This is a genomic window from Pantoea anthophila (genome assembly GCF_026104315.1).
Taxonomy (GTDB): domain Bacteria; phylum Pseudomonadota; class Gammaproteobacteria; order Enterobacterales; family Enterobacteriaceae; genus Pantoea; species Pantoea anthophila.
In genome coordinates, this window is record NZ_CP110473.1 from 1353500 (window position 1) to 1375405 (window position 21906).

Here is a 21906-nt window from a genome sequence, read left to right on the forward strand (position 1 = left end):
TCAGCCGAGGGTTACTTAACCGGCATACCCGGTACCGCACCGCTATCCACGGAGAGCACGAAGAGATCTTTGCCGCCCGGTCCTGCTGACAGCACCATGCCTTCAGAGATGCCGAAGCGCATCTTACGTGGTGCGAGGTTGGCGACGATGATGGTCATTTTACCGACCAGCACTGACGGATCTGGATAAGCGGCGCGGATGCCGGAGAAGATCTGACGCTTTTCCCCGCCCAGGTCAAGTTGCAGACGCAGCAGCTTGTCTGAGCCCTCAACCAGTTCCGCCTGCTCAATCAGCGCCACGCGCATATCCACTTTGGCAAAATCGTCGATGGTGATGGGCTCACCGACAGGTGACTCTGCCAGCGGGCCGCTTGCGGCCGGTGCGGCTGCGGCAGCAGCATCCTCTTTTGAGGCCGCAATCAGTCCCTCAACCTTCGCCATTTCAATGCGGCTGTAGAGCGCTTTAAACGGCGCGACCTGGTGATCCAGCAGCGGCTGGGCGATAGCATCCCAGCTCAGCTCGCACTTCAGGAAATCTTCGGCGCGTGCGCTCAGGGAAGGCAGCACCGGCTTCAGCCAGGTCATCAGGATGCGGAACAGGTTGATACCCATTGAGCAGATAGCCTGCAGGTCGGCATCGCGGCCCTCCTGCTTCGCCACTACCCACGGTGCCTGCTCATCGACATAGCGGTTAGCCAGGTCGGCCAGCGCCATGATCTCACGAATCGCACGGCTGAACTCACGGCTGGCCCAGGCTTCACCAATCTTTTCTGAGGCATCCACGAAGGTCTGATAAAGGGCCGGATCGGCCAGCTCAGCCGCCAGTTTGCCGTCAAAGCGTTTGGTGATAAAGCCCGCGTTACGTGACGCCAGGTTAACCACTTTGTTGACGATGTCGGCGTTCACGCGCTGAACAAAATCTTCCATGTTCAGGTCGATATCGTCGATGCGTGAAGAGAGTTTCGCCGCATAGTAATAGCGCAGGCTGTCGGCATCCAGATGCTGCAGCCAGGTGCTGGCCTTAATAAAGGTGCCACGCGACTTCGACATTTTTGCACCGTTGACAGTGACATAGCCGTGCACAAACAGGTTGTTTGGCTTGCGGAAGTTGCTGCCTTCCAGCATCGCGGGCCAGAACAGGCTGTGGAAATAGACGATATCTTTACCGATGAAGTGGTACAGCTCGGTGGTGGAGTCTTTACGCCAGAACTCGTCGAAGTCGATGTCGCCGCGCTTGTCGCACAGGTTTTTGAACGAGCCCATATAGCCGATAGGCGCATCCAGCCAGACGTAGAAATATTTGCCCGGCGCACCCGGAATTTCAAAACCGAAGTAAGGCGCGTCGCGGGAGATATCCCACTGCTGCAGGCCCGACTCAAACCACTCCTGCATTTTGTTTGCAACCTGATCCTGCAGTGCGCCAGAACGGGTCCAGGCACGCAGCATCTCGCTGAAGGAGGGCAGATCAAAGAAGAAGTGTTCGGAATCACGCAGCACCGGCGTCGCACCGGACACCACGGATTTCGGATCGATCAGCTCTGTCGGGCTGTAGGTCGCGCTGCAGACTTCGCAGTTGTCGCCATACTGGTCAGGTGACTTACATTTCGGGCAGGTGCCTTTCACAAAGCGATCCGGCAGGAACATCCCTTTTTCCGGGTCATACAGCTGCGAAATCGTGCGGTTCTTGATGAAACCGTTCTCTTTCAGGCGACCGTAGATCAGCCCGGCCAGCTCACGGTTTTCGTCGCCATGCGTTGAGTGATAGTTGTCATAGCTGATATTGAAACCGGCAAAGTCCGTTTCATGCTCCTGTTTCATTTCTGCAATCATCTGCTCCGGTGCAATCCCCAGTTGCTGCGCTTTCAGCATGATAGGGGTGCCGTGCGCATCGTCGGCGCAGATGAAGTAAACCTGATTGCCACGCATTCGCTGATAACGCACCCAAATGTCTGCCTGGATATGCTCGAGCATGTGGCCGAGATGGATTGATCCGTTCGCGTAGGGCAGGGCGCACGTTACCAGAATTTTTTTAGCGACTTGAGTCATAGTTTGCGTAGCTTTCTGTTGATTGAAAAAACGGGCTTAGATGGTAACTGAAGGCTTCTCCTGCGTAAACACAAGGGATTCATCCCGCCAGTCGCCGCGAATCCATGTGCTTCTGATATCATTGAGGTTACCTCGCTGAAAACAGCGTAAGCAGAGCAGAAATAAGGAGTGAGGGATGACAGCACAATCCCGGGAACCGCATACGCCAGAAGGGCTGCGCGCCATCGTGGCTGGCGTACTGAAACGCTTTGAGCATCCGACCCTGCACCAGAACCTGACCGCGCTGAAGGCGCTGCATCATGTGGCGCAGCTTGACGGTACGCTGCACATTGAAGTGATGATGCCTTTTGCCTGGGCCAGCGGGTTCGACGCCCTGAAAGAGCAGGTCAGCGCCGAACTGCTGCGCCAGACCGGCGCGCGTGCGATCGACTGGCGGCTCAGTCATGATATTGCCACCCTGAAGCGGGTGAAAAATCAGCCGGGCGTAAACGGCGTGAAAAATATCATCGCGGTCAGCTCCGGCAAAGGGGGCGTCGGCAAATCGAGCACTGCCGTGAATATGGCGCTGGCGCTGGCCGCCGAAGGCGCGCGCGTCGGGATCCTCGACGCCGACATCTATGGCCCGTCAGTGCCGAACATGCTCGGCACGCAGGACCAGCGGCCGACTTCGCCGGATGGCACCCATATGGCCCCGATTATGGCGCACGGGCTGGCAACGAACTCAATTGGTTATCTGGTCACCGATGATAACGCGATGGTGTGGCGCGGCCCGATGGCCAGTAAAGCGCTGATGCAGCTGCTGAACGAGACGCTGTGGCCGGAACTGGATTATCTGGTGCTGGATATGCCTCCGGGTACCGGCGACATTCAGCTCACGCTGGCGCAGAACGTGCCGGTCACCGGCGCGCTGGTGGTCACCACGCCGCAGGATATTGCCCTGATTGATGCCCGCAAAGGGCTGGTGATGTTTGAGAAGGTCAATGTTCCGGTGCTGGGCGTGGTGGAAAATATGAGCCTGCATATCTGCAGTCAGTGCGGCTTCCATGAGCCGATTTTCGGCACCGGCGGAGCGCAGAAACTGGTTGAGGATTACCAGACGCAGCTGCTGGCCCAGCTGCCGCTGCACATCGACCTGCGCGAAGATCTCGATGAAGGCGAACCGACGGTGATCCGCCGTCCAGACAGCGATTTTACGGCGCTCTATCGCCAGCTGGCCGGACGCGTCGCCGCCCAGCTTTACTGGCAGGGTGAGGTGATCCCTGGCGAGATCGCCTTCCGCGCACTCTAAGCCCGACCCGACCCGCTGGCATAGGCCGACGCCAGCGGGTAGTGCATCAGCACGTAGCCGCCATGCTCCCCTTCACCTTCCGAAATCATCTTCCAGCCATGTTTCAGGTAAAACGCCTGGGCTGCTTTGTTCATCTGCAGACACTTCAGCGCCCCGGTTGAGGTGAAGCGCGCCTGGACGTTCTCCAGCAGGGCACTGCCCACGCCGCGCCCCTGCCAGTCGGGATCGACATAGAGACTGTGCAGAAAATTGTCGTTCTCCAGCAGTCCGGCAAATCCGACGCGCTGCCCCTCAGCCTCGGCGACCAGCACCGTCTCCCCTAGGATCACCCCATCAAAATCTTCCAGCTGCCACTCGCTGCCATCCAGCCAGCGCCAGTTATGCCGACGCGCCGCCAGAAACAGCGTGCGCAGGAAAGGACGATCGGCTTCAGTAAACGGACGTATCTCCACAGCTCTGCTCCCTTTTTATCCGGTCTTACAAAACTAGCAGCGATTCGGGAAGAGAGGGGGAAAGACAAAGCGGGTTTAATGTCATGAAAATCGCTGTACACTGCCCGGCGGGCCAGAGAGCATCAGGCTCTCAGCGTTTGATAGCTTTCGTTAATCAGATTGATAACGTCTGCATATTAGATGTTGGCCCGAAAATTATGTAACCTGCATCACATATTTTAACGGAGGCCACAGATGTCTATTATCAATACCAAAATCAAGCCGTTCAAAAACGCAGCATTCAAAAACGGCGAATTCATCGACGTAACCGAGAAAGACGTTGAAGGTAAATGGAGTGTGTTCTTCTTCTATCCTGCTGACTTCACCTTCGTCTGCCCGACCGAGCTGGGTGACGTGGCTGATCACTACGAAGAGTTCCAGAAACTGGGCGTAGATATCTACTCTGTTTCTACCGACACCCACTTTACCCACAAAGCCTGGCACGGTTCTTCTGACACCATCGCGAAGATCCAGTATGCGATGATCGGCGACCCGACTGGCGCGCTGACCCGCAACTTCGAAATCATGCGTGAAGCAGAAGGTCTGGCTGACCGTGGTACTTTCATCGTTGACCCGGAAGGTATTATCCAGGCTATCGAAATCACCGCTGAAGGCATTGGCCGTGACGCCTCTGACCTGCTGCGCAAAGTGAAAGCGGCTCAGTACGTTGCTTCTCACCCAGGTGAAGTCTGCCCGGCGAAATGGAAAGAAGGTGATGCAACGCTGGCTCCATCTCTGGACCTGGTTGGCAAAATCTAATCCCGCTTCGGCCTTTCGACCATTCTCCAATCGGGTGCCACGGCACCCGATTTTTTGACCAGGATATCACTATGCTCGACACAAATTTGAAAACGCAGCTCAAGGCTTACCTTGAGAAATTAACCAAACCTGTTGAGTTGATCGCCACCCTGGATGAGGGGGCAAAATCAACCGAGATCCGTGAACTGTTGGTTGATATCGCCGGTTTGTCTGACAAAGTCAGCTTCCGCGAAGAGAACGATCGTCAGGTGCGTAAGCCCTCGTTTCTGATCACTAACCCAGGTTCGAACAGCGGCCCGCGTTTTGCCGGTTCACCTCTGGGTCACGAATTTACCTCACTGGTGCTGGCACTGTTACAGACCGGTGGGCATCCGTCTAAAGAAGCACAGAGCCTGCTGGATCAGGTTGCTGAGCTGGACAGCGATCTCCATTTCGAGACCTACTATTCACTCTCCTGCCACAACTGTCCTGATGTGGTGCAGGCGCTGAACCTGATGGCGGTGATTAACCCGCGCATCAGCCACACCGCAATCGACGGTGGCCTGTTCCAGAATGAGATTCAGGAACGCAACGTGATGGGCGTGCCAGCGGTTTACCTTAACGGTAAAGAGTTTGGTCAGGGTCGCATGAGCCTGGCGGAAATCGTCAGCAAAGTGGATACCAACGCGGACAAACGCGCAGCGGAAGAGCTGAACAAGCGTGACGCGTATGAAGTTCTGATTATCGGCAGCGGCCCGGCGGGCGCAGCAGCCGCCATCTACTCCGCGCGTAAAGGTATCCGTACCGGCCTGATGGGCGAGCGTTTCGGCGGGCAGGTGCTGGATACGGTCGATATCGAAAACTATATCTCTGTCCCTAAAACCGAAGGTGCAAAACTGGCAGGTTCACTGCGTGCACACGTTGATGATTACAATGTGGATGTCATCGACAGCCAGAGCGCCATTAAACTGATCCCGGCGGCGAAAGAGGGCGGACTGCACGCCATCGAAACCGCCTCCGGTGCCGTACTGAAATCACGCAGCATCATCCTGGCGACCGGCGCACGCTGGCGTAACATGGGCGTGCCGGGTGAAGAAGAGTATCGCACCAAAGGTGTTACCTACTGCCCGCACTGTGATGGCCCGCTGTTTAAAGGCAAGCGCACCGCGGTCATCGGCGGCGGTAACTCTGGCGTGGAAGCGGCAATTGATCTGGCCGGTATCGTGGAACACGTGACCCTGCTGGAGTTTGCTGGTGAGATGCGTGCTGACCGCGTGCTGCAGGATAAACTGCGCAGCCTGAAGAACGTTGATGTGATCCTGAACGCGCAGACCACGGAAGTGAAAGGCGACGGCAGCAAAGTGACCGGTCTGCACTACATTGACCGTACGACGCAGACCACCCATGAGCTGCCGCTCTCCGGTATCTTTGTCCAGATCGGTCTGTTGCCGAACACCCCATGGCTGGAAGGCGCGGTTGAGCGCAACAAAATGGGCGAAATCATCATCGATGCGAAATGCGAAACCAGCCTGAAAGGCGTCTTCGCAGCAGGCGACTGCACCACCGTGCCGTACAAGCAGATCATCATTGCCAGCGGCGAAGGTGCGAAAGCGTCACTGAGTGCCTTTGACTATCTGATCCGTACCAAAACGGCTGAGTAAGTTTCATCAGCCAGGCAATAAGCCCTTCAGCCCCTGTGCTGAGGGGCTTTTTTTATGCGCCTGTTAATAGCCCGCCAGCGTCATCAGCATCATCCATACCGGCGTCGTCACGGCCGCAAACACCGTAGAGAAAAGCATACTGGCCGCCGCCGGGCCGGTAATGACATTGAATTTCTGCGACATCAGATAGACGTTAACCCCGACCGCCATCGACCCCAGCAGCACCACCACTTTACTCTCCAGCGGAGGCAAACCGGTCAGCCACGCGATAGCCCATACCGTCATCGGTTGCAGAACCAGCTTCAGCAGGCAGATCGTATAACTCTCTTTTAAACCCTCCCGCACCCGATAATGTGCCAGGCTCATGCCCAGCGTGACCAGCGACAGGGGGGCCGCCAGCGAGGCCAGCATCCGCAGCGGTTCAGCGGCGATCTGCGGCAAGGGGTGCTGCAGAAAGCTCCAGGCCGTGCCGCTGAGAATGCCGACGATCAGCGGATTCTTCAGCACGCCGATCAGGGTGCGCCAGAGACCTGTCAGGGAAAAGCTGCCCTGTTTTGCCCACTCGACCGAAACGGTCAGCAGGGTCCAGAGAATCAGGCTGTTAAACACCAGCACCAGCGCCACCGGTGGCAGCGCTTCTGGCCCGAGCAGGACGGTAGCCACCGGGATCCCCAGCATCACGTTGTTGGAGAAGATCCCCCCCAGCGCAAAGACCGAGGCGGCCACGCCGTCAAGCTGAAACAGCCGTGTCGCCAGCAGGCGTCCCACGATAAACACCAGCAGGCAACTGCCAAAAAAGGCCAGCAGCAGGCGCGCATCCACCGGCGGGCTTTGCGAGAAGGTACTCATCACCCGAAACAGCATGCAGGGCAGCGCAACGTTAAACACAAAGCGGTTCATGCCTTCGCTGATGCTGGCAGGCCATTTCCCGAAGCGTGTCAGCCCATATCCGAGCAGGATCAGGATAAACAGCGGGGCTGACAGGTAAATCTGATGGCTCAGGCTTTCAAACAGCAGTGGCATAAGAGGCGTCTGGGTAAACCATGGATAGTTACCAGACTAACAAATCGCTAACTAACTGTTAACTCATCCCTGCTTTGGAACAGGCCGTCGGGCGGGCTGTCAGCCTAACCAGCGACGCGCCTGCTGGTCACTGATGTCCCGGTAATAAACACGATGGATAGTTTCGCCGCAGCCCGCACAACGGGCCGAGATATAGGTGGAAAGGTAATGTCGGCCATTAGGGGCGATGGCGCCCTGGCGTTCGATTTGAACATCCTGCCATCGATGGCGGTGAGGAATAAGCGCTGACAATCGCATCATACATCCTGAGTAGTATGAAGTTCCGCTTCAGGAGTCGATAACTCCATGAAATAAGGTGTTTTTTTACAACGGTGTTTCGCGCAGGTTAATTATTATGAAATGGTCAGAGTCTGAGCGATGGCCAGTACCCATCAGGCCTGACAGCAGGAGTACCTCTTAAGAGGTATCCCTGAGGCCCGCAGCATTAAGCCTTTTTTTGCACTATGGAACGTTGATCGGGATCATGCGTAAGGTTCCGTTCCGGTCATTTCGCTGGCGGCTGTTGCTTGCTTTCAGAGAACGGCTTGCCTATGCTGCAAACCGTAATTCGACTCGGGGTGCCCTTCTTTGTGAAGGCTGAGAAATACCCGTATTACCTGATCTGGATAATGCCAGCGTAGGGAAGTCTGATGCCTGACCGCATTCGCCTTCTTGTCCGCCGGTTGGGAGCTACGATGATACAGCCATCTCAACACCTTTCTGCCGCGCAGTTCGCGCCCCTTCTGCACACCTTTCGCCGTCAGTCACCGCTGGTGCACTGCATGACGAATGACGTGGTGCAGAACTTTACCGCCAACGTCCTGCTGGCACTCAATGCGTCACCCGCGATGGTGATCGATGCTGACGAAGCGGCACAGTTCAGCGGCTTTGCGGATGCCCTGCTGATTAACGTCGGGACGCTGACGCCCGAGCGTCAGCGGGCGATGCAGGCAGCGGTTAGCGCGGCGCGGGAGGCGGGCACGCCCTGGACGCTCGATCCGGTCGCTGTCGGTGCCCTGACGCTGCGCAGCGACTTCTGCCAGCAATTATTAAGTCAGCAACCGGCGGTGATACGCGGCAATGCGTCAGAGATTCTGGCGCTGGCGCAGCAGGCCAGTGGCGGACGCGGCGTGGATACGCTGCACCCGGCAGATGCGGCGCTCGACGCGGCGCGGCAGCTGGCGAAAGAGTGGAACACGCGGGTCATCGTCACCGGTGAAGTGGACTACGCAACTGATGGTCAGCGCACTTTTGCCATTCGTGGCGGCTCTCCCATGCTGACGCGGGTTGTGGGAACCGGCTGTGCGCTTTCGGCGGTCGTGGCCGGGTTCAGCGCACTGCCCGGCGATGGCCTGCTGAATATTGCCGCGGCCTGTCAGGTGATGGCGACTGCCGGTGAAAAGGCTGCGGGGCAGGCGACTGGGCCGGGCAGCTTTGCCACGGCGTTTCTGGATGCACTCTGGACCCTGGAGGGCAATCATGAAACGCATTAATGCCCTGACCATTGCCGGCACCGATCCCAGCGGTGGCGCAGGGATCCAGGCCGATCTGAAAACGTTCTCGGCGCTGGGCGCTTATGGCACCAGCGTCATCACCGCGCTGGTGGCACAAAATACGCAGGGCGTGCAGGCTGTTTATCGCATCGAACCGGACTTTGTCGCCGCCCAGCTCGATTCTGTGCTGAATGACGTGCGTATCGACAGCGCGAAAATCGGCATGCTGTCAGAAACGGCTATCGTGGAGCAGGTGGCGGCGCGGCTGAAGCAGGCGGCGATCCCTTTTGTGGTGCTGGATACCGTGATGGTGGCGAAAAGTGGTGATGCGCTGCTCTCACCGGACGCCGTCGCCAGCGTTCGTGAGCGGTTGCTGCCGCAGGTTTCGCTGATCACTCCGAACCTGCCAGAGGCGGCGGCCCTGCTGGGTTGCGCCATTGCCACCGATGAGACGGAGATGCGCGAACAGGGGCGGGCGTTGCTGGCGCTGGGCTGTCAGGCCGTGCTGATGAAAGGAGGGCATCTTACGGCAGCGGAGAGTCCCGACTGGCTGATTACACCATCGGCAGAGCAGCGGTTCAGTACAACGCGCGTGAAGACCCGTCATACGCATGGCACCGGCTGCACGCTGTCGGCGGCACTGGCCGCATTGCGTCCGCGTCATGACGGATGGGAGACGACGATTGAGGAAGCGAAAAACTGGCTGCAGCAGGCGCTGATGCAGGCGGATTCGCTGGAGGTCGGGAAGGGCATCGGGCCGGTTCACCATTTTCATCAATGGTGGTAAGAGAGACTGCCCGTCTCGCCCGGATAATCAGGCGAGGCGGGAACCCTCGGGAGGGATTCAGGGGGCTTCAAACCAGGCGCTGTTGCGCTCAGCAATCGGGGTGATGGAGAAGATCATCTCCTGCAGGTGATGACGCATGGCCGCTTCGGCGGCATCGGCATCATGCTGTTTCAGGGCGGCATAAATCTCTTCATGCTGCTCAATGACCTTTTCCGGCGGTGAGACTTCACTCAGCGTCAGGAAGCGCACCCGATCCATCGTCGCTTTGATATTCTCGACCGTTTCCCAGGCCAGCTTGCAGTCAATGCTTTCCGCGATCAGACGATGAAACTCATCGTCAAGCGTGAGGAACGCCTGGCTGTCATGCCGCTCCGCCGCCATCCGCTGCAGTTGCAGATTGTGCTCCAGCGTCATCAGCGCCGAATCACCAATTTCCAGCGCGGCACGACGAACCACCGACACTTCCACCGCCTCACGGATAAAGCGGCCATCCGCGACCCGCTTAGCGGAGATTTTACGCACGAACGTGCCGCGCTGCGGCAATACCTGTACCAGTCCGGCTTCCGCCAGCTTGATAAACGCTTCGCGCACCGGCTGACGTGAAACGCTGAAGCGTGCGGAGACCTCTTTCTCAGAGAGCAGCGAACCTGGCTGAATCGCGCAGGTGACAATATCTTTGCGCAGATAACGGTAAATCTGCTGATTGACCGGTTCGCTGGTGGTAATGGTATAGGCGCTCGACATGCAGCAATATCCCTATTACGGCTGGCAGACGCCAGCGCGTTGGCAAAGTGTCAGTCTAATCAGCACGCTGCGTCTGCGCCAGCGCTTTATTGTCCCGCCTTCAGCCGCGATTCAGGCACTGATGCACAGTGGCACGCGCGCCCTCGGTGGTCAGTTGCTGATACCAGGCCGTCAGTCGGGCGACCACGTCGTCGTTCTGCAGCAAATCATCGCCAAACACTTCGCGGAGGGCGAGCAGCGCCCGCACGCGCGCTTCACCCTCTTCGCTGGCGGCAACGCACTCCGCCAGTTTTTTCTGCATCGGATCACGGATCTCAATCGGCTGGCCCTGTTCATCAACGCCGCCCACATAGCGCATCCAGCCCGCGACGCCAAGCAGCAGCAGGTCGCAGCGGCTGCCACGCTGCAGGTGCCAGCGCAGACTGTCGAGCAGGCGCTGCGGCAGTTTTTGTGTACCGTCGGTGGCGATCTGCCCTGTGCGATGTTTAATCGCACGGTTTTCATAGCGGGCGATCAGCGAATCGGCATAGGCATTGAGATCCACGCCCTGGGTGCGCAGCGTCGGGGCCTGTTCATCAATCATCAGTGAACGGGCGGCGGCGCGGAAATGGGGATCGGCCACACAGTCGCTGATGTACTCATACCCCGCCAGAAAGCCGAGGTAGGCCAGGAAAGAGTGACTGCCATTCAGCATGCGCAGTTTCATCTCTTCATAGGGCAGTACATCACTGACCAGTTCCGCACCCGCTTTCTCCCACGCCGGGCGACCATTAACGAAGTTATCTTCTATCACCCACTGAAAGAAGGGTTCTGCTTCAATCGCGACCGGATCTTCACATCCCAGACGCTTGTGCAGCGCGGCCAGTGCGGTGTCGGTCATGGCCGGAACGATGCGGTCCACCATGGTGGAGGGGAAGGTGATGTGCTGCTGAATGTACTCTGCCAGCGCAGGATCCTGACGCTCCGCCAGCTGGGTCACTACATTGCGGGTCACATGCCCATTTTCCGGCATGTTGTCACAGGACATCACGGTGAAGGGCGGTAATCCCAGCTCGCGGCGACGGCGGATCGCCGCCAGAATGACACCGGGCACCGTGCGGGGGGCTTGCGGATTCTGCAGGTCATGGACGATATCAGGATGATTGCTGTTTAAATTGCCGCTGGCGGGCAGATGGCAGTAACCCTTTTCGGTCACGGTCATGGAGACGATGGCGATATCCGGCTGGCTCATGGCGTTGATCACAGCTTCAATACCGTCTTTGTCGCCCTTCAGGGCGCTGGTGATGACGCCGATCACCCGGGTCTGCTGAGAACCATCCGCCAGCTCAGTGAGGGTGTAGAGCAGGTCCTGCTGGCGCAGCGCCGTAATCAGTCCGGTGCTGTTCATGAGATTGACCTCACAGTAGCCCCAGTCGCTGCCCTGTTCTTCGGCCAGCCTGTCGCTGCACATCGCCTGATGTGCGCGGTGAAAGGCACCAAAACCGATGTGTACCATGCGGGTCTTCAGTTTGCTGCGGTCGTAGGAGGGGCGTTTAACCTCAGCAGGCAGGCGATCAATCTGTAACATAATCCGTCCTTTTGAAAAGCGGGGCGCTCAGCGCCCCAGTCAGCGTTCTGTTAGCGGAACAACACTCAGACCGAAACCGGTTTGTCCTGGGTTTTCGGACTGCGAATCACAAACAAGACCAGGAAGGCGCCCAGCGCGGCGACACAACCGGCCAGCACGAAGGCGCTGTCGAATTTGCCGGTGTGCTGAACAATAAAGCCGGTGACAATCGGCCCGATGATGCCGGAGAGGCTGCCTGTCAGATGGATGAAGCCGCTGATGCTGCCGATGCGACTCTTATGTACCACATCCTGAATGATGGCCCAGTAGATCGCGCCGGTGATGTAGAGAAAGAAAATCGATACCGACATCATAATCACGGCAGGCACGACCTCTTTTATCGTACCCGCCAGCGCCACGCAAATTGCCGCGGCCAGCAGTGAGACCACCAGCACAATTTTGCGTGACAACAACAGCTTGCCGGTGATGTTAAAGATTTTATCGGGGATCCAGCCGCCCAGTGCCAGGCCGACGAAACCGACGATCCACGGGATCATGGTGGTGATACTCATCGATTTAATATCCAGGCCGTGTGCCTGCACCAGATAGGCCGGGAACCAGCTCAGGAAGAAGAACAGGATGTAGTTGTAGCAGAAGAAGGCAAATGCCGTGACCAGGATAATCGGCTGGCGCAGGTAGTAACCAAACGGATGGGCCGTTTCTGACAGGTCAACCTCATCGTTCGGGCTGGTCGCCTTGAGGCGTTCGATCAGCAGCCGCTCTTCTTCAGTGACGCGTTTGCTCTTCGCCGGATTGTCCGCCGCGAAGAAGAGCCAGAATGTCATCCAGACCAGCCCGATGCAGCAGACAATCACAAACGCCGGACGCCAGCCGTAAGCCAGGGCCAGATAGCCAATAATCGGACCGGCGACGGCACCGCCCAGCGGCGACCCGGCACTCAGTAAGCCCATGGCCGTTGCGGCCTGTTTTTTCGGGAACCAGCCGTTAATCGCTTTGTTAGCCGAGGAGCAGATGGGGCCTTCTGCCATGCCGAACAGCACGCGCAGGATCAGCAGCGACCAGAAGCCGGTGGCGAGCGCGGTCATACCGCAGAAGATGGACCACGCGGCCACCGCTACGGCCAGCACGATCTTAGGGCCAAAGCGGTCGGTGGCGAGGCCGCCGACAAAGTTGAACAGGGCATAGCCAAAGAAAAAGCTGCCGAAAATCATGCCGAACTGCTCTGCATTGATCGCCAGATCTTTTTCAACCAGCGGAACCGTCAGGGAGAGCGCGACACGATCGAGGTAATTGATCATGTAAACCAGAAACAGCAGTAAAACGAGGGTCCAGCGCAGATTCTTGAACATAAAAACTCCGTGATCTGTTTTCTCTTTTTAAGTGTGCCAGCGCGAACGCTGGCTCAGGACACCTGGTGTTCAGCAACGCATTACCCCATCTGCAGGATCACTTTGCAGCAGGTGCGCGGATCTTTTTCGAACAGGGTCATCGCGCGCTCAATCTCCTGCAGGGGGAAAGTGTGTGTGACCAGTTTTTCTGGCTGGATTAACCCTTTTTCTATCCAGTCGATCACCTGCGGAAAGCGGTTGCTGTTCAGACGTGAGGTAAACAGCGACAGCTCTTTACTGGTCAGGCTCTGCTGGGTCAGGCTGCAGGGTTCACCGGAGAAGCCGAGCAGGCCGATACGCGCCGCCGGTGAGGCGAGGGCGACGGCTTCCGCCAGAATGGCGGGATGGCAGGCCGCATCAATAATCAGCGTGGGCTGCACGCCCTCCAGCTGCGCTGCCAGCGGGATCGCGCTGTTGTCGAACAGCTGGTCGGCACCACTCTGTTCAGCCAGCGCCAGACGTTCCGGCAGCCGATCCACCACCATCACCTTTTTCACCTTATAGACGCCTTTCAGCACCTGAATCGCGGTCAGTCCCATCGGGCCAGCACCATAAATCAGTGCCACGTCGTCCGGCTGCGGCCTGAGAAAGGCCGTGATATTGGCCGCGATGGTAAACGGCTCGACCAGACTGGCGAGCTGGTCGGGAATGGTGTCCGGCAGGCGCCAGGCATTGTTTGCCGGTGTCAGCGCATACTCACTGAAACCGCCGTCACGATGCACGCCCGTCACCTGCAGCGTGGTGCAGACGTTGGGGCGGCCCACCGAGCAGGGATAGCAGCTGCCGCAGCTCACCACCGGATCGACGGCAACGCGTTCACCCAGTCGGCCAGTATCAACACCGTCACCGACCGCATCGATCACGCCGAAAAATTCATGACCAATCACCCGTGGATATTTCGCAAAGGGATTATGGCCGTGCCAGATATGCACATCTGAGCCGCAGATGCTGGCATAGGCCACCTTCACCCGGACTTCCCCTGGCGCAGGCTGCGGCAGGGGACGTTCAGCGACGACCAGCCTGCCCGGCTCTTCAATTACAACGCTTTTCATAACGGTCTCCTTACCAGTTCCAGAGGGTGCCATCTTCAAGACGGGCGACCGGCAGATAGGCGGGTTCATAGGGATATTTCGCCGCCAGTTTTTCGTTGAAGTCGATGCCGAGGCCCGGCTTGTCGCCAGGATGCATATAGCCCTGGTCAAAAGTCCAGCTGGCGTCAAACAGCTCCATCATCTGCTCAGAGAAGCCCATATACTCCTGCACGCCGAAATTGGGCACCCAGAGGTCGAAGTGCAGCGCCGCGGCCATGCAGATTGGGGAGAGGTCAGAGGGGCCGTGTGAGCCGGTGCGCACCTGATAGAGCGACGCAAAATCAGCGATGCGTCGCATGCCGGTAATGCCGCCCGCGTGGGTAATGGTCGTGCGGATATAGTCGATCAGCTGCTCTTCAATCAGCTGCTTACAATCCCAGATGCTGTTGAACACTTCGCCCACCGCAATCGGTGTGACGGTGTGCTGGCGAATCAGGCGGAAGCATTCCTGATTCTCAGCCGGCGTCGGATCCTCCATCCAGAACAGACGATAATCTTCCACGCTTTTGCCAAAGCGCGCCGCTTCAATCGGCGTCAGACGATGATGCATGTCATGCAGCAGATGCTCATCGAAACCGAACTTATCGCGGATCGCGGCGAACAGTTTCGGGGTGAAATCGAGGTATTTTTCCGTTGACCAGAGCTGCTCTTCCGGCCAGTTGCCTTTGGTCGCCGGTTCATAGGCCAGTCCTTTCCCTTTCGCCATGCCGTAGGTGGTCTTCATGCCCGGAACGCCGCACTGGGCGCGAATCGCCTTAAAGCCCAGCTCTTTGTGCTTCGCGTAGTCATCCATCACTTCATCAATGGAGTGACCGGTGGTGTGGCAATAGACCATCACGCCCGTGCGGGAGGCGCCGCCCAGCAGCTGATAAACCGGCATGTTGGCCGCTTTGCCTTTGATATCCCACAGCGCCATATCGACCGCCGAGATCGCAGACATGGTGACCGGGCCACGACGCCAGTAGGCCCCTTTGTAGAAGTATTGCCAGATGTCTTCGATCTGATGCGCATCGCGGCCGATCAGCTGCGGGCAGACGTGATCTTTCAGGTAGGAGGCGACCGGCAGTTCCCGGCCATTGAGGGTTGCATCACCAATGCCGGTCAGACCCTGATCGGTGGTGATTTTGACGGTGACAAAGTTTCTGCCTGCGCAGGTTACAAATACTTCTGCCTTTACAATCTTCATCCTGTTTGCCTTGAGTCAGCCTTCGATGATGAAAACGTACGCGCATTAATACTACCATACAAGTTAAAAGGACAGAGTTGTGAAGCCAGTCACATGCTGTTTTTATCGCCAGAAAAAGCGTGAGAAAACAGGGGTGTATGTTAATAAAGGTAACATCAGGAGGGGAGGGAGAAACAAAAAGGGGGCGCTGCCCCCTCAGCATCAGGAGAGTAAGGCACACTGCGGAGGCAGACGGCAGCTCAGCGCGCCTGCCATTACCTCAATCACAAATTCGCGTCCGGAGAGCGGTTCACCATCCAGGTTAAAGGTCATCTCATGAGGCGATCGTATCGTCAGTGATTCCAGCTGCGTGGTGACGATGCCGGGATTGTCATCATCGCCGGTCAGGGAATGGAACAGGGTCGGCAGCAGCTCCTGCGCGGTGACGATGCTGACATCAAGCCGCCCGTCGTCAATCAGGGCAGAGGGACACAGTCGCTGTCCGCCGCCTGCCTGACGCCCGTTTCCGATGCCGATCACCAGCGCATCACCCTGCCAGGCAAAATCGGGACCGCTGATCTCACAGGTGTCGGGTTTCAGCGTGTCCATGCGCATCAGGCCGTGAATAAAGTAGGAGACACCCCCCAGCGCCGATTTCAGCTTTTCCGGGGTTTCTGTGGTGATCCGGGTGCCGAAGCCGCCAGTCGCCATATTAATGAAGTAGTGACTCTGGTTGACCCGGGCCAGATCGATGGCACTCGCTTTGCCCTGAATCGCCAGCCGCAGTGCCGGCTCCATCTCTTCCGGGATGCCGACGCTGGTGGCAAAGTCGTTGGCGGTGCCCAGCGGCAGAATGCCCAGCACCGGGCGATGTTCCGCTTCCGAAGCCGCCAGCGCCGTCGCAACTTCGTTGATGGTGCCATCGCCGCCACCGGCAACGACGGTAGCAGCCCGCAGCGTAATCGCCTCTTTGACATAGCGATCGCCGTCGCCTTTCTCAAAGGTGACGCGCACCGCAATCTCAAAGCCTTCTTCCCGCAGGGTCGTGATAGCATCGCGCAGATCGTCATTACCGGCGCCTTTCCCATTCAGGATGAGCAGCGTAAGCGGTTTATTGTCCATTGTGCGTTCCTTGATGATCTACAGAGTAGGAGGGGGAAGGTATAACACAGCTTCCAGCACCAGATTATTGGCGAAAGCATGAAAAAAGAAAACCCGCACGGGGGAGCCGGGCGGGTAAATGAGGTGGTTCCTGGTAAATCTGCCGTTTGTTGTTACTCGTTAGCAGCAGGCGGGACTATAAAGCAGCCCGGCGCAGGGGTCTGTGATCCTGTTCTGATTTCATCAATTTGTTTCCGTTGGTAAACGATTATGAGGGGCCCGGGTATCTTCGCCGTGATCGAAGTTACGCAGCAGCAGCGCAAAGTGCAGATCCACCGCCTCAGGCACCCGCAGCCAGACGCGATGACCGTCGCCCGGTGCCACGCCGGTCGGTTCGCCACGGCTGTCCTGCAGCGCATCAAGCTGGCACTGCAGGTTGCCGTCGGGCGTCATGATCTCCACGCTGTCGTGCAGCATGAACTTATTTTTTACCGCCACTTCGGCCCATTCGCCCCGGCGTTCGCCGGTAAACTCGCCCACAAACTGCTGACGATCGGAGACGGAAAAGCCCTGCTCATAGTTCTGGTAGCTGTCGTGAGTGTGACGACGCAGAAAGCCTTCGGTATAGCCACGATGTGCCAGACCCTCCAGGGTGAGCAGCAGTGACGCATCAAAGGGTTTTCCCGCGGCGGCATCGTCAATCGCGCGGCGATACACCTGGGCGGTGCGCGCGCAGTAGTAGTAGGACTTGGTGCGCCCCTCAATCTTCAGCGAATGGACGCCCATCTCGCTGAGCCGCTCCACATGTGCCACCGCACGCAGATCCCGCGAGTTCATGATATAGGTGCCGTGCTCATCTTCGAACGCGCTCATCACTTCGCCAGGTTTCATCTTCTCTTCCAGCAGGAACACCTTGTCGGTCGGCTGACCGATGCCCAGCGCTGGCGTCACCTCCTGCACCGTCACCGGCTGGTGGATGCCGACAATGTTGCCCACCTCATCCTGCTGGCCTTCCGCCACTTTGTATTCCCAGCGGCAGGCGTTGGTGCAGGTGCCCTGGTTCGGATCGCGTTTGTTCATATAGCCGGAGAGCAGGCAGCGACCGGAATAGGCCATACAGAGCGCACCATGAACAAAGACTTCCAGCTCTATCTCCGGCACCTGCTGACGGATTTCGGCGATCTCCTCCAGCGACAGCTCGCGCGACAGAATTACCCGGCTCAGCCCCATCTGCTGCCAGAACTTCACCGTGGCCCAGTTGACCGCATTGGCCTGCACTGAGAGGTGGATCGGCATCGCCGGGAAGGCCTCACGCACCAGCATAATCAGACCCGGATCGGACATAATCAGCGCATCAGGCTGCATCGCCACCACCGGCGTTAAGTCACGAATAAAGGTTTTCAGCTTGGCGTTGTGCGGCGCGATGTTGACCACTACATAGAATTTTTTGCCCAGCGCGTGCGCTTCGTTGATGCCCAGCGCGAGATTTTCGTGGGTAAATTCATTATTACGCACCCGCAGGCTGTAGCGCGGCTGGCCGGCATAGACGGCATCGGCACCATAGGCGAAGGCGTAACGCATGTTTTTCAGCGTCCCGGCGGGGGAGAGCAGTTCAGGTTTCATGGGATTCTCACTGATGTCAGGTCAGTATGCCGCCAGAGGCGGCAGCGGCAGGGCCGTGAAGCCCTGCAAAAGGTGCGGAATTGTAGGCAGTGAGAAAAGGGAAGTAAATTGATCGGGATCAAACTAGATCAAATGACAGGCATCCGCTTCCCAGCGATAGCCCATGCCGTAGACGGCACGGATAAAGGGTTGCTCGCTGTCGAGATTCTCCAGCTTGCGCCGCAGATTCTTGATATGGCTGTCGATGGTGCGATCGGTTACCACGCGGTAATCATCATAGAGATGGTTGAGCAGTTGCTCGCGCGAAAAGACCTTGCCCGGTTCCAGCGACAGGGTTTTCAGCAGACGAAACTCGGCCGGGGTTAAATCGAGCGGCTTATCACGCCAGCTGGCCGAGAAGCGGCTCTCATCGACTCTGAGCAGCGAACTGCTCTGCGGCTCTTCCGCCGAACGTTTTACCCGGCGCAGAATGGTCTTAACCCGCGCGACAACTTCCCGCGGGCTGAAGGGTTTGCAGATGTAGTCATCGGCACCCAGCTCCAGCCCCAGCAGCCGATCGATCTCCTCGGTGCGGGCGGTGACCATAATAATCGGCAGTTCCGAATGCCGGCGGATTTCCCGGCACAGCGTTAAACCGTCGGTGCCCGGCAGCATCAGGTCCAGCAGCATCAGGTCGGGTGGGGTCTGGCGTACATAATCCAGCACGCCGTTGCCGTCGGCGATGTGATGGGTGCGGTAATTGGAGGCGTGCAGATAGTCGATCATCAGCTGCGCCAGTTTGGGCTCATCTTCGACCACCAGAATCAGCGGGTCGTGGTTTTCCAGGCTCATAAGCGTCTACGCAAGGGGAACATAGCGCAAGTGTAGCGCGATTTTCAGTCCACCTAAATCAGAGTGCGACGCAGAGATATCACCGCCGTGCGCGTCTGCAATGTTCTTACAGATGGCGAGGCCGAGTCCCGATCCGCCGCTGGCCCGATTACGGGAGCCTTCGGTGCGGAAGAAGCGTTCAAAAATCTGCGCCTGATGTTCCCGATCCACGCCCGGCGCGCTGTCATCAAACTCTACCCGCCAGTGCGGAGCCTGATACTTCAGCGTCACCTCAACCCGGCCACCACTGTCGGTGTAGCGCAGGCTGTTCTCCAGCAGGTTAGTGAAGAGCTGCATCAGGCGATCGGGATCGCCGAAGAAGGGAGCATCATCGGGCAGGTTCAGCTTTAACGTCAGGCCATGTGCGCGGTAGCGTTCGGCAAAGCTGCCCGCCGTGACTTCCAGCAGCTGCACCAGGTCGGTCGCCTGTTTGCGGTAGGCCAGGGCACCCTCATCCGACAGCGACAGCTGATGCAGGTCATCCACCAGCTTGGTCAGCACCACCACTTCACTCTGCAGCGAAGCGATCGCTTCCGGCGTCAGTTTGCGCACGCCATCCTGCATCGCTTCCAGTTCACCGCGCAGAATAGCCAGCGGCGTGCGTAACTCATGGGAGATATCCGCCATAAAGGCGCGGCGCATGCTTTCGTTTTTCTCCAGCGAGCTGGCAAGAAGGTTAAAGTCACCGGCCAGCTGGCCCAGTTCGTCCCGGCTGCTGACTTCGACGCGGGTGGCAAAGTTGCCCGCAGCCAGATGATGGGTGCCGTCGACCAGCCGTTTGACCGGGGCCAGCAGCCCGCGCGCCATCAGCCAGGTGGCCAGCGCCGCCAGCAGCGTCGAGAGGCCAACGATAATCCAGCTGGTGCGGCGCTGCTGCTGATCGAAGTTAATGTCGGTGCTGCGCGTCAGCCGCTCCGGCGGGGAGCCGATAACCCAGCCGACCACCTTACCGTTGCTGGTGGTGATGTTGCGTCGCGTGCCCTCGGGCGGCACCGGCGTGGGCGGCCCGACCAGCACCCTGTACTGCTGGTCGAGGATCCAGAACTGGGTGCGCCAGCCATGCGGCGGCAGCTGACTGTTGCCCGGATTCTGCTCCAGCGAACGCAGCATGGTGAACACCAGGCGGTCGTTGTGGCGCAGGAAATCCCAGTTGCCGTGCTGCTCATACTGATCGGCCAGCGCATCGCCGAGCAGGCTCAGGCGCTGCTGATTGCCGCGCTTGATATAGTCGACAAAGCCATGCTCAAAGCTGAGGCGGACTCCCCAGTGCATGGTAATCAGTACCAGCATGCAGGTGGCGAAAATCGCCATAAACAGTTTGGCCCCGATACCCAGGCGCAGGTTAACTCTCATTGTTTTCTCCGGCGTCGCAAATCGACGTTGCTACTCACCTGCGGCGGAACGCGCCAGAAGATCAGCGCGGGCAGGATAATAATCAGTGACATGCACAGGTAGGTGTAAATAAACATCTGATGTTCTGCTGCGCTGTTGGCTGCGCCCTCCTGAGCAAAGGCGCCCAGCAGCAGCCCGGCGACGGTGACGCCAATACTCATCGACAGCTGCATAATCATCGACAGCAGGCTGTTTCCGCTCGACGCCAGCGTGTCCGGTAGTTCTTTCAGCGTCAGCGTGTTCATCGAGGAGAAGCGAATGGCATTGACCATGCCCTGAAGAAACAGCACCAGCGGCAGCAGCCAGACCCAGCCCAGGATCGCCACCAGCGGAAACAGCAGCACCACCAGCGCCAGCGCCACGGTCGACATCACCAGCACGTTGCGGTAGCCATAGCGATTAACGATGCGCACCACAATACGCTTCATCCCCATGTTGCCCAGCACCATCGGGATCATCATCAGACCGGCGTGGAACGGGCTGTAGCCCATGCCGAGCTGCAGGAAGATGGGCGTCATAAAGGGCAGCATGCCGCTGCCGATACGGCCGGTAAAACTGCCCAGCAGGCCGATAGCGTAGAGGCGGTTATCAAACAGCTTCAGGCTGAACAGCGCGTTATCATTGCCGCGCGCGTGCATCAGGTAGAACAGCAGCGAGAACAGGCCCGCGAGGATCATCGCACCCAGCAGCAGGGCGGAGCCGCCGCTGCTGCGCTGACCGTCCAGCGCCAGCGTCAGGGTCGCCATACCGGCGGCCAGCAGAAAAAAACCGGCAAAATCGAAGCGGCGGGTCTGCATGCTGTAGTTGGGCATCAGCATCAGGGTGGCAATCGCGCCGGCGATGCCGACCGGGATATTAATCAGGAAGATCCAGTGCCAGCTGGCGTATTCGACCAGCACCCCGCCCAGCGCCGGGCCCAGCAGCGGGCCAATCTGGCCGGGCAGGGTGACAAAGGTCATGGCGGACATATACTGCTCACGTGGAACGATTTTCATCACCGTCAGTCGCCCCACCGGCACCATCATGGCACCACCAATCCCCTGAACCACCCGCGCCAGCACCAGCTGATCCAGCGTGCCGGAGAGGGCACACAGCAGCGATCCCAGACTGAACAGCAGGATCGCGCTGAAGAAGATGTTGCGCACGCCAAAGCGATCCGCCAGCCAGCCGCTGACCGGCAGCATCACCGCCACGGTGAGGACGTAATAGACGATCACCGCATGCATGTGCAGCGGGCTGACGCCCAGATCGTGCGCCATCGCCGGAATAGCCGTATTCACGATGGTGGTGTCCAGCGTCTGCATAAAAAAGCCGATGGCGACAATCCACAACTGCCAGCGGACGTTAGTGCTTTGCGTACTCATCCCTTCCCCCGATTCAGCCGATCTGCCCGGTGGCCT

At 58.4% G+C, this 21906-nt stretch carries 18 protein-coding genes, 1 pseudogene and 1 riboswitch; of the genes and pseudogenes, 5 read left to right on the forward strand and 14 right to left on the reverse strand.

All coding sequences use genetic code 11. The annotated features are described in order from the left end of the window. Positions 1-11 precede the first annotated feature (11 nt). Positions 12-2045 carry a methionine--tRNA ligase gene (metG, locus tag OJ965_RS08855; RefSeq protein ID WP_046102221.1) on the reverse strand — a complete coding sequence of 678 codons (2034 nt, stop codon included), beginning with the start codon at positions 2043-2045 and terminating at the stop codon, positions 12-14. A gap of 175 nt (positions 2046-2220) precedes the next feature. On the opposite strand from metG, the gene apbC reads away from it, so the two are divergent. After that, positions 2221-3333 (forward strand): iron-sulfur cluster carrier protein ApbC, encoded by a 1113-nt coding sequence (apbC, locus tag OJ965_RS08860; protein ID WP_058956704.1) that lies wholly within the window; start codon positions 2221-2223, stop codon positions 3331-3333. Here the strand turns inward: apbC and OJ965_RS08865 are convergent. Continuing rightward, positions 3330-3785 carry a GNAT family N-acetyltransferase gene (locus tag OJ965_RS08865; protein ID WP_058956703.1) on the reverse strand — a complete coding sequence of 152 codons (456 nt, stop codon included), beginning with the start codon at positions 3783-3785 and terminating at the stop codon, positions 3330-3332. The genes apbC and OJ965_RS08865 overlap by 4 nt on opposite strands. A 234-nt stretch (positions 3786-4019) precedes the next feature. Here OJ965_RS08865 and ahpC point away from each other — a divergent pair, with 234 nt between their 5' ends. Then, complete coding sequence (ahpC, locus tag OJ965_RS08870) at positions 4020-4583, forward strand: alkyl hydroperoxide reductase subunit C (RefSeq protein ID WP_010617942.1); 564 nt, start codon at positions 4020-4022, stop codon at positions 4581-4583. A gap of 71 nt (positions 4584-4654) precedes the next feature. Beyond that, positions 4655-6223, forward strand: coding sequence for an alkyl hydroperoxide reductase subunit F (ahpF, locus tag OJ965_RS08875; RefSeq protein WP_009089198.1), 1569 nt, complete (start codon positions 4655-4657; stop codon positions 6221-6223). A 63-nt stretch (positions 6224-6286) separates the two neighbouring features. Here ahpF and OJ965_RS08880 read toward each other — a convergent pair whose 3' ends face one another. Both OJ965_RS08880 and OJ965_RS08885 read right to left on the reverse strand, forming a co-directional pair. Next, positions 6287-7246, reverse strand: a complete 960-nt coding sequence (locus OJ965_RS08880) for an AEC family transporter (RefSeq protein ID WP_009089200.1) — start codon at positions 7244-7246, stop codon at positions 6287-6289. 99 nt (positions 7247-7345) lie between these two features. Continuing rightward, on the reverse strand, positions 7346-7543 hold the full coding sequence (locus tag OJ965_RS08885; protein WP_072052741.1) for a hypothetical protein: 198 nt from the start codon (positions 7541-7543) through the stop codon (positions 7346-7348). A gap of 306 nt (positions 7544-7849) precedes the next feature. Next, positions 7850-7946: riboswitch (TPP riboswitch) on the forward strand. Positions 7947-7980: 34 nt separating this feature from the next. Here OJ965_RS08885 and thiM point away from each other — a divergent pair. Both thiM and thiD read left to right on the forward strand, forming a co-directional pair. Next, the gene (gene thiM / locus OJ965_RS08890; protein ID WP_154927627.1) at positions 7981-8778 is read left to right on the forward strand and encodes a hydroxyethylthiazole kinase; all 798 of its coding nucleotides are present in this window, start codon (positions 7981-7983) and stop codon (positions 8776-8778) included. Next, positions 8765-9565 (forward strand): bifunctional hydroxymethylpyrimidine kinase/phosphomethylpyrimidine kinase, encoded by an 801-nt coding sequence (gene thiD / locus OJ965_RS08895; RefSeq protein WP_009089204.1) that lies wholly within the window; start codon positions 8765-8767, stop codon positions 9563-9565. The genes thiM and thiD overlap by 14 nt, the downstream gene beginning before the upstream one ends. A 57-nt stretch (positions 9566-9622) precedes the next feature. Here the strand turns inward: thiD and OJ965_RS08900 are convergent, their stop codons facing one another. From OJ965_RS08900 to mdtD, 10 genes and pseudogenes are all read right to left on the reverse strand, one after another. Then, positions 9623-10309 carry a GntR family transcriptional regulator gene (locus OJ965_RS08900; protein WP_046102212.1) on the reverse strand — a complete coding sequence of 229 codons (687 nt, stop codon included), beginning with the start codon at positions 10307-10309 and terminating at the stop codon, positions 9623-9625. A 100-nt stretch (positions 10310-10409) separates the two neighbouring features. Continuing rightward, positions 10410-11876, reverse strand: coding sequence for a mannitol dehydrogenase family protein (locus OJ965_RS08905; RefSeq protein WP_265138890.1), 1467 nt, complete (start codon positions 11874-11876; stop codon positions 10410-10412). A 65-nt stretch (positions 11877-11941) separates the two neighbouring features. Beyond that, positions 11942-13225 (reverse strand): MFS transporter, encoded by a 1284-nt coding sequence (locus OJ965_RS08910; protein WP_265138891.1) that lies wholly within the window; start codon positions 13223-13225, stop codon positions 11942-11944. 80 nt (positions 13226-13305) lie between these two features. Next, positions 13306-14316, reverse strand: a complete 1011-nt coding sequence (locus tag OJ965_RS08915; RefSeq protein WP_046102209.1) for a Zn-dependent oxidoreductase — start codon at positions 14314-14316, stop codon at positions 13306-13308. A gap of 10 nt (positions 14317-14326) precedes the next feature. Then, positions 14327-15541, reverse strand: coding sequence for a D-mannonate dehydratase ManD (gene manD / locus OJ965_RS08920; protein WP_009089214.1), 1215 nt, complete (start codon positions 15539-15541; stop codon positions 14327-14329). Between the two features lie 201 nt (positions 15542-15742). Then, complete coding sequence (gene yegS / locus OJ965_RS08925) at positions 15743-16642, reverse strand: lipid kinase YegS (protein WP_046102207.1); 900 nt, start codon at positions 16640-16642, stop codon at positions 15743-15745. A gap of 222 nt (positions 16643-16864) precedes the next feature. Further along, a complete protein-coding gene (trhP, locus tag OJ965_RS08930; RefSeq protein ID WP_154927631.1) occupies positions 16865-18244 on the reverse strand; it encodes a prephenate-dependent tRNA uridine(34) hydroxylase TrhP in 1380 nt (459 codons plus the stop codon). Positions 18245-18367: 123 nt separating this feature from the next. Further along, entirely contained in the window at positions 18368-19075 is a 708-nt protein-coding gene (gene baeR / locus OJ965_RS08935) for an envelope stress response regulator BaeR (protein ID WP_009089220.1), read from the reverse strand. A 6-nt stretch (positions 19076-19081) separates the two neighbouring features. Continuing rightward, positions 19082-20467, reverse strand: a complete 1386-nt coding sequence (gene baeS, locus OJ965_RS08940; protein ID WP_058956693.1) for an envelope stress sensor histidine kinase BaeS — start codon at positions 20465-20467, stop codon at positions 19082-19084. Continuing rightward, positions 20464-21882 (reverse strand): annotated as a pseudogene (gene mdtD / locus OJ965_RS08945) (multidrug transporter subunit MdtD); the annotation flags it as partial. The pseudogene mdtD and the gene baeS, both read right to left, overlap by 4 nt. Positions 21883-21906: the final 24 nt, after the last annotated feature.

What these genes read in the sequence shown, in the direction of transcription:
- metG (WP_046102221.1), bottom strand. Translation starts at nt 2,045, where the DNA reads ATGACTCAAGTCGCTAAAAAAATTCTGGTAACGTGCGCCCTGCCCTAC.
- apbC (WP_058956704.1), top strand. Translation starts at nt 2,221, where the DNA reads ATGACAGCACAATCCCGGGAACCGCATACGCCAGAAGGGCTGCGCGCC.
- ahpC (WP_010617942.1), top strand. Translation starts at nt 4,020, where the DNA reads ATGTCTATTATCAATACCAAAATCAAGCCGTTCAAAAACGCAGCATTC.
- ahpF (WP_009089198.1), top strand. Translation starts at nt 4,655, where the DNA reads ATGCTCGACACAAATTTGAAAACGCAGCTCAAGGCTTACCTTGAGAAA.
- OJ965_RS08880 (WP_009089200.1), bottom strand. Translation starts at nt 7,246, where the DNA reads ATGCCACTGCTGTTTGAAAGCCTGAGCCATCAGATTTACCTGTCAGCC.
- OJ965_RS08885 (WP_072052741.1), bottom strand. Translation starts at nt 7,543, where the DNA reads ATGCGATTGTCAGCGCTTATTCCTCACCGCCATCGATGGCAGGATGTT.
- thiM (WP_154927627.1), top strand. Translation starts at nt 7,981, where the DNA reads ATGATACAGCCATCTCAACACCTTTCTGCCGCGCAGTTCGCGCCCCTT.
- thiD (WP_009089204.1), top strand. Translation starts at nt 8,765, where the DNA reads ATGAAACGCATTAATGCCCTGACCATTGCCGGCACCGATCCCAGCGGT.
- OJ965_RS08900 (WP_046102212.1), bottom strand. Translation starts at nt 10,309, where the DNA reads ATGTCGAGCGCCTATACCATTACCACCAGCGAACCGGTCAATCAGCAG.
- OJ965_RS08905 (WP_265138890.1), bottom strand. Translation starts at nt 11,876, where the DNA reads ATGTTACAGATTGATCGCCTGCCTGCTGAGGTTAAACGCCCCTCCTAC.
- OJ965_RS08910 (WP_265138891.1), bottom strand. Translation starts at nt 13,225, where the DNA reads ATGTTCAAGAATCTGCGCTGGACCCTCGTTTTACTGCTGTTTCTGGTT.
- OJ965_RS08915 (WP_046102209.1), bottom strand. Translation starts at nt 14,316, where the DNA reads ATGAAAAGCGTTGTAATTGAAGAGCCGGGCAGGCTGGTCGTCGCTGAA.
- manD (WP_009089214.1), bottom strand. Translation starts at nt 15,541, where the DNA reads ATGAAGATTGTAAAGGCAGAAGTATTTGTAACCTGCGCAGGCAGAAAC.
- yegS (WP_046102207.1), bottom strand. Translation starts at nt 16,642, where the DNA reads ATGGACAATAAACCGCTTACGCTGCTCATCCTGAATGGGAAAGGCGCC.
- trhP (WP_154927631.1), bottom strand. Translation starts at nt 18,244, where the DNA reads ATGAAACCTGAACTGCTCTCCCCCGCCGGGACGCTGAAAAACATGCGT.
- baeR (WP_009089220.1), bottom strand. Translation starts at nt 19,075, where the DNA reads ATGAGCCTGGAAAACCACGACCCGCTGATTCTGGTGGTCGAAGATGAG.
- baeS (WP_058956693.1), bottom strand. Translation starts at nt 20,467, where the DNA reads ATGAGAGTTAACCTGCGCCTGGGTATCGGGGCCAAACTGTTTATGGCG.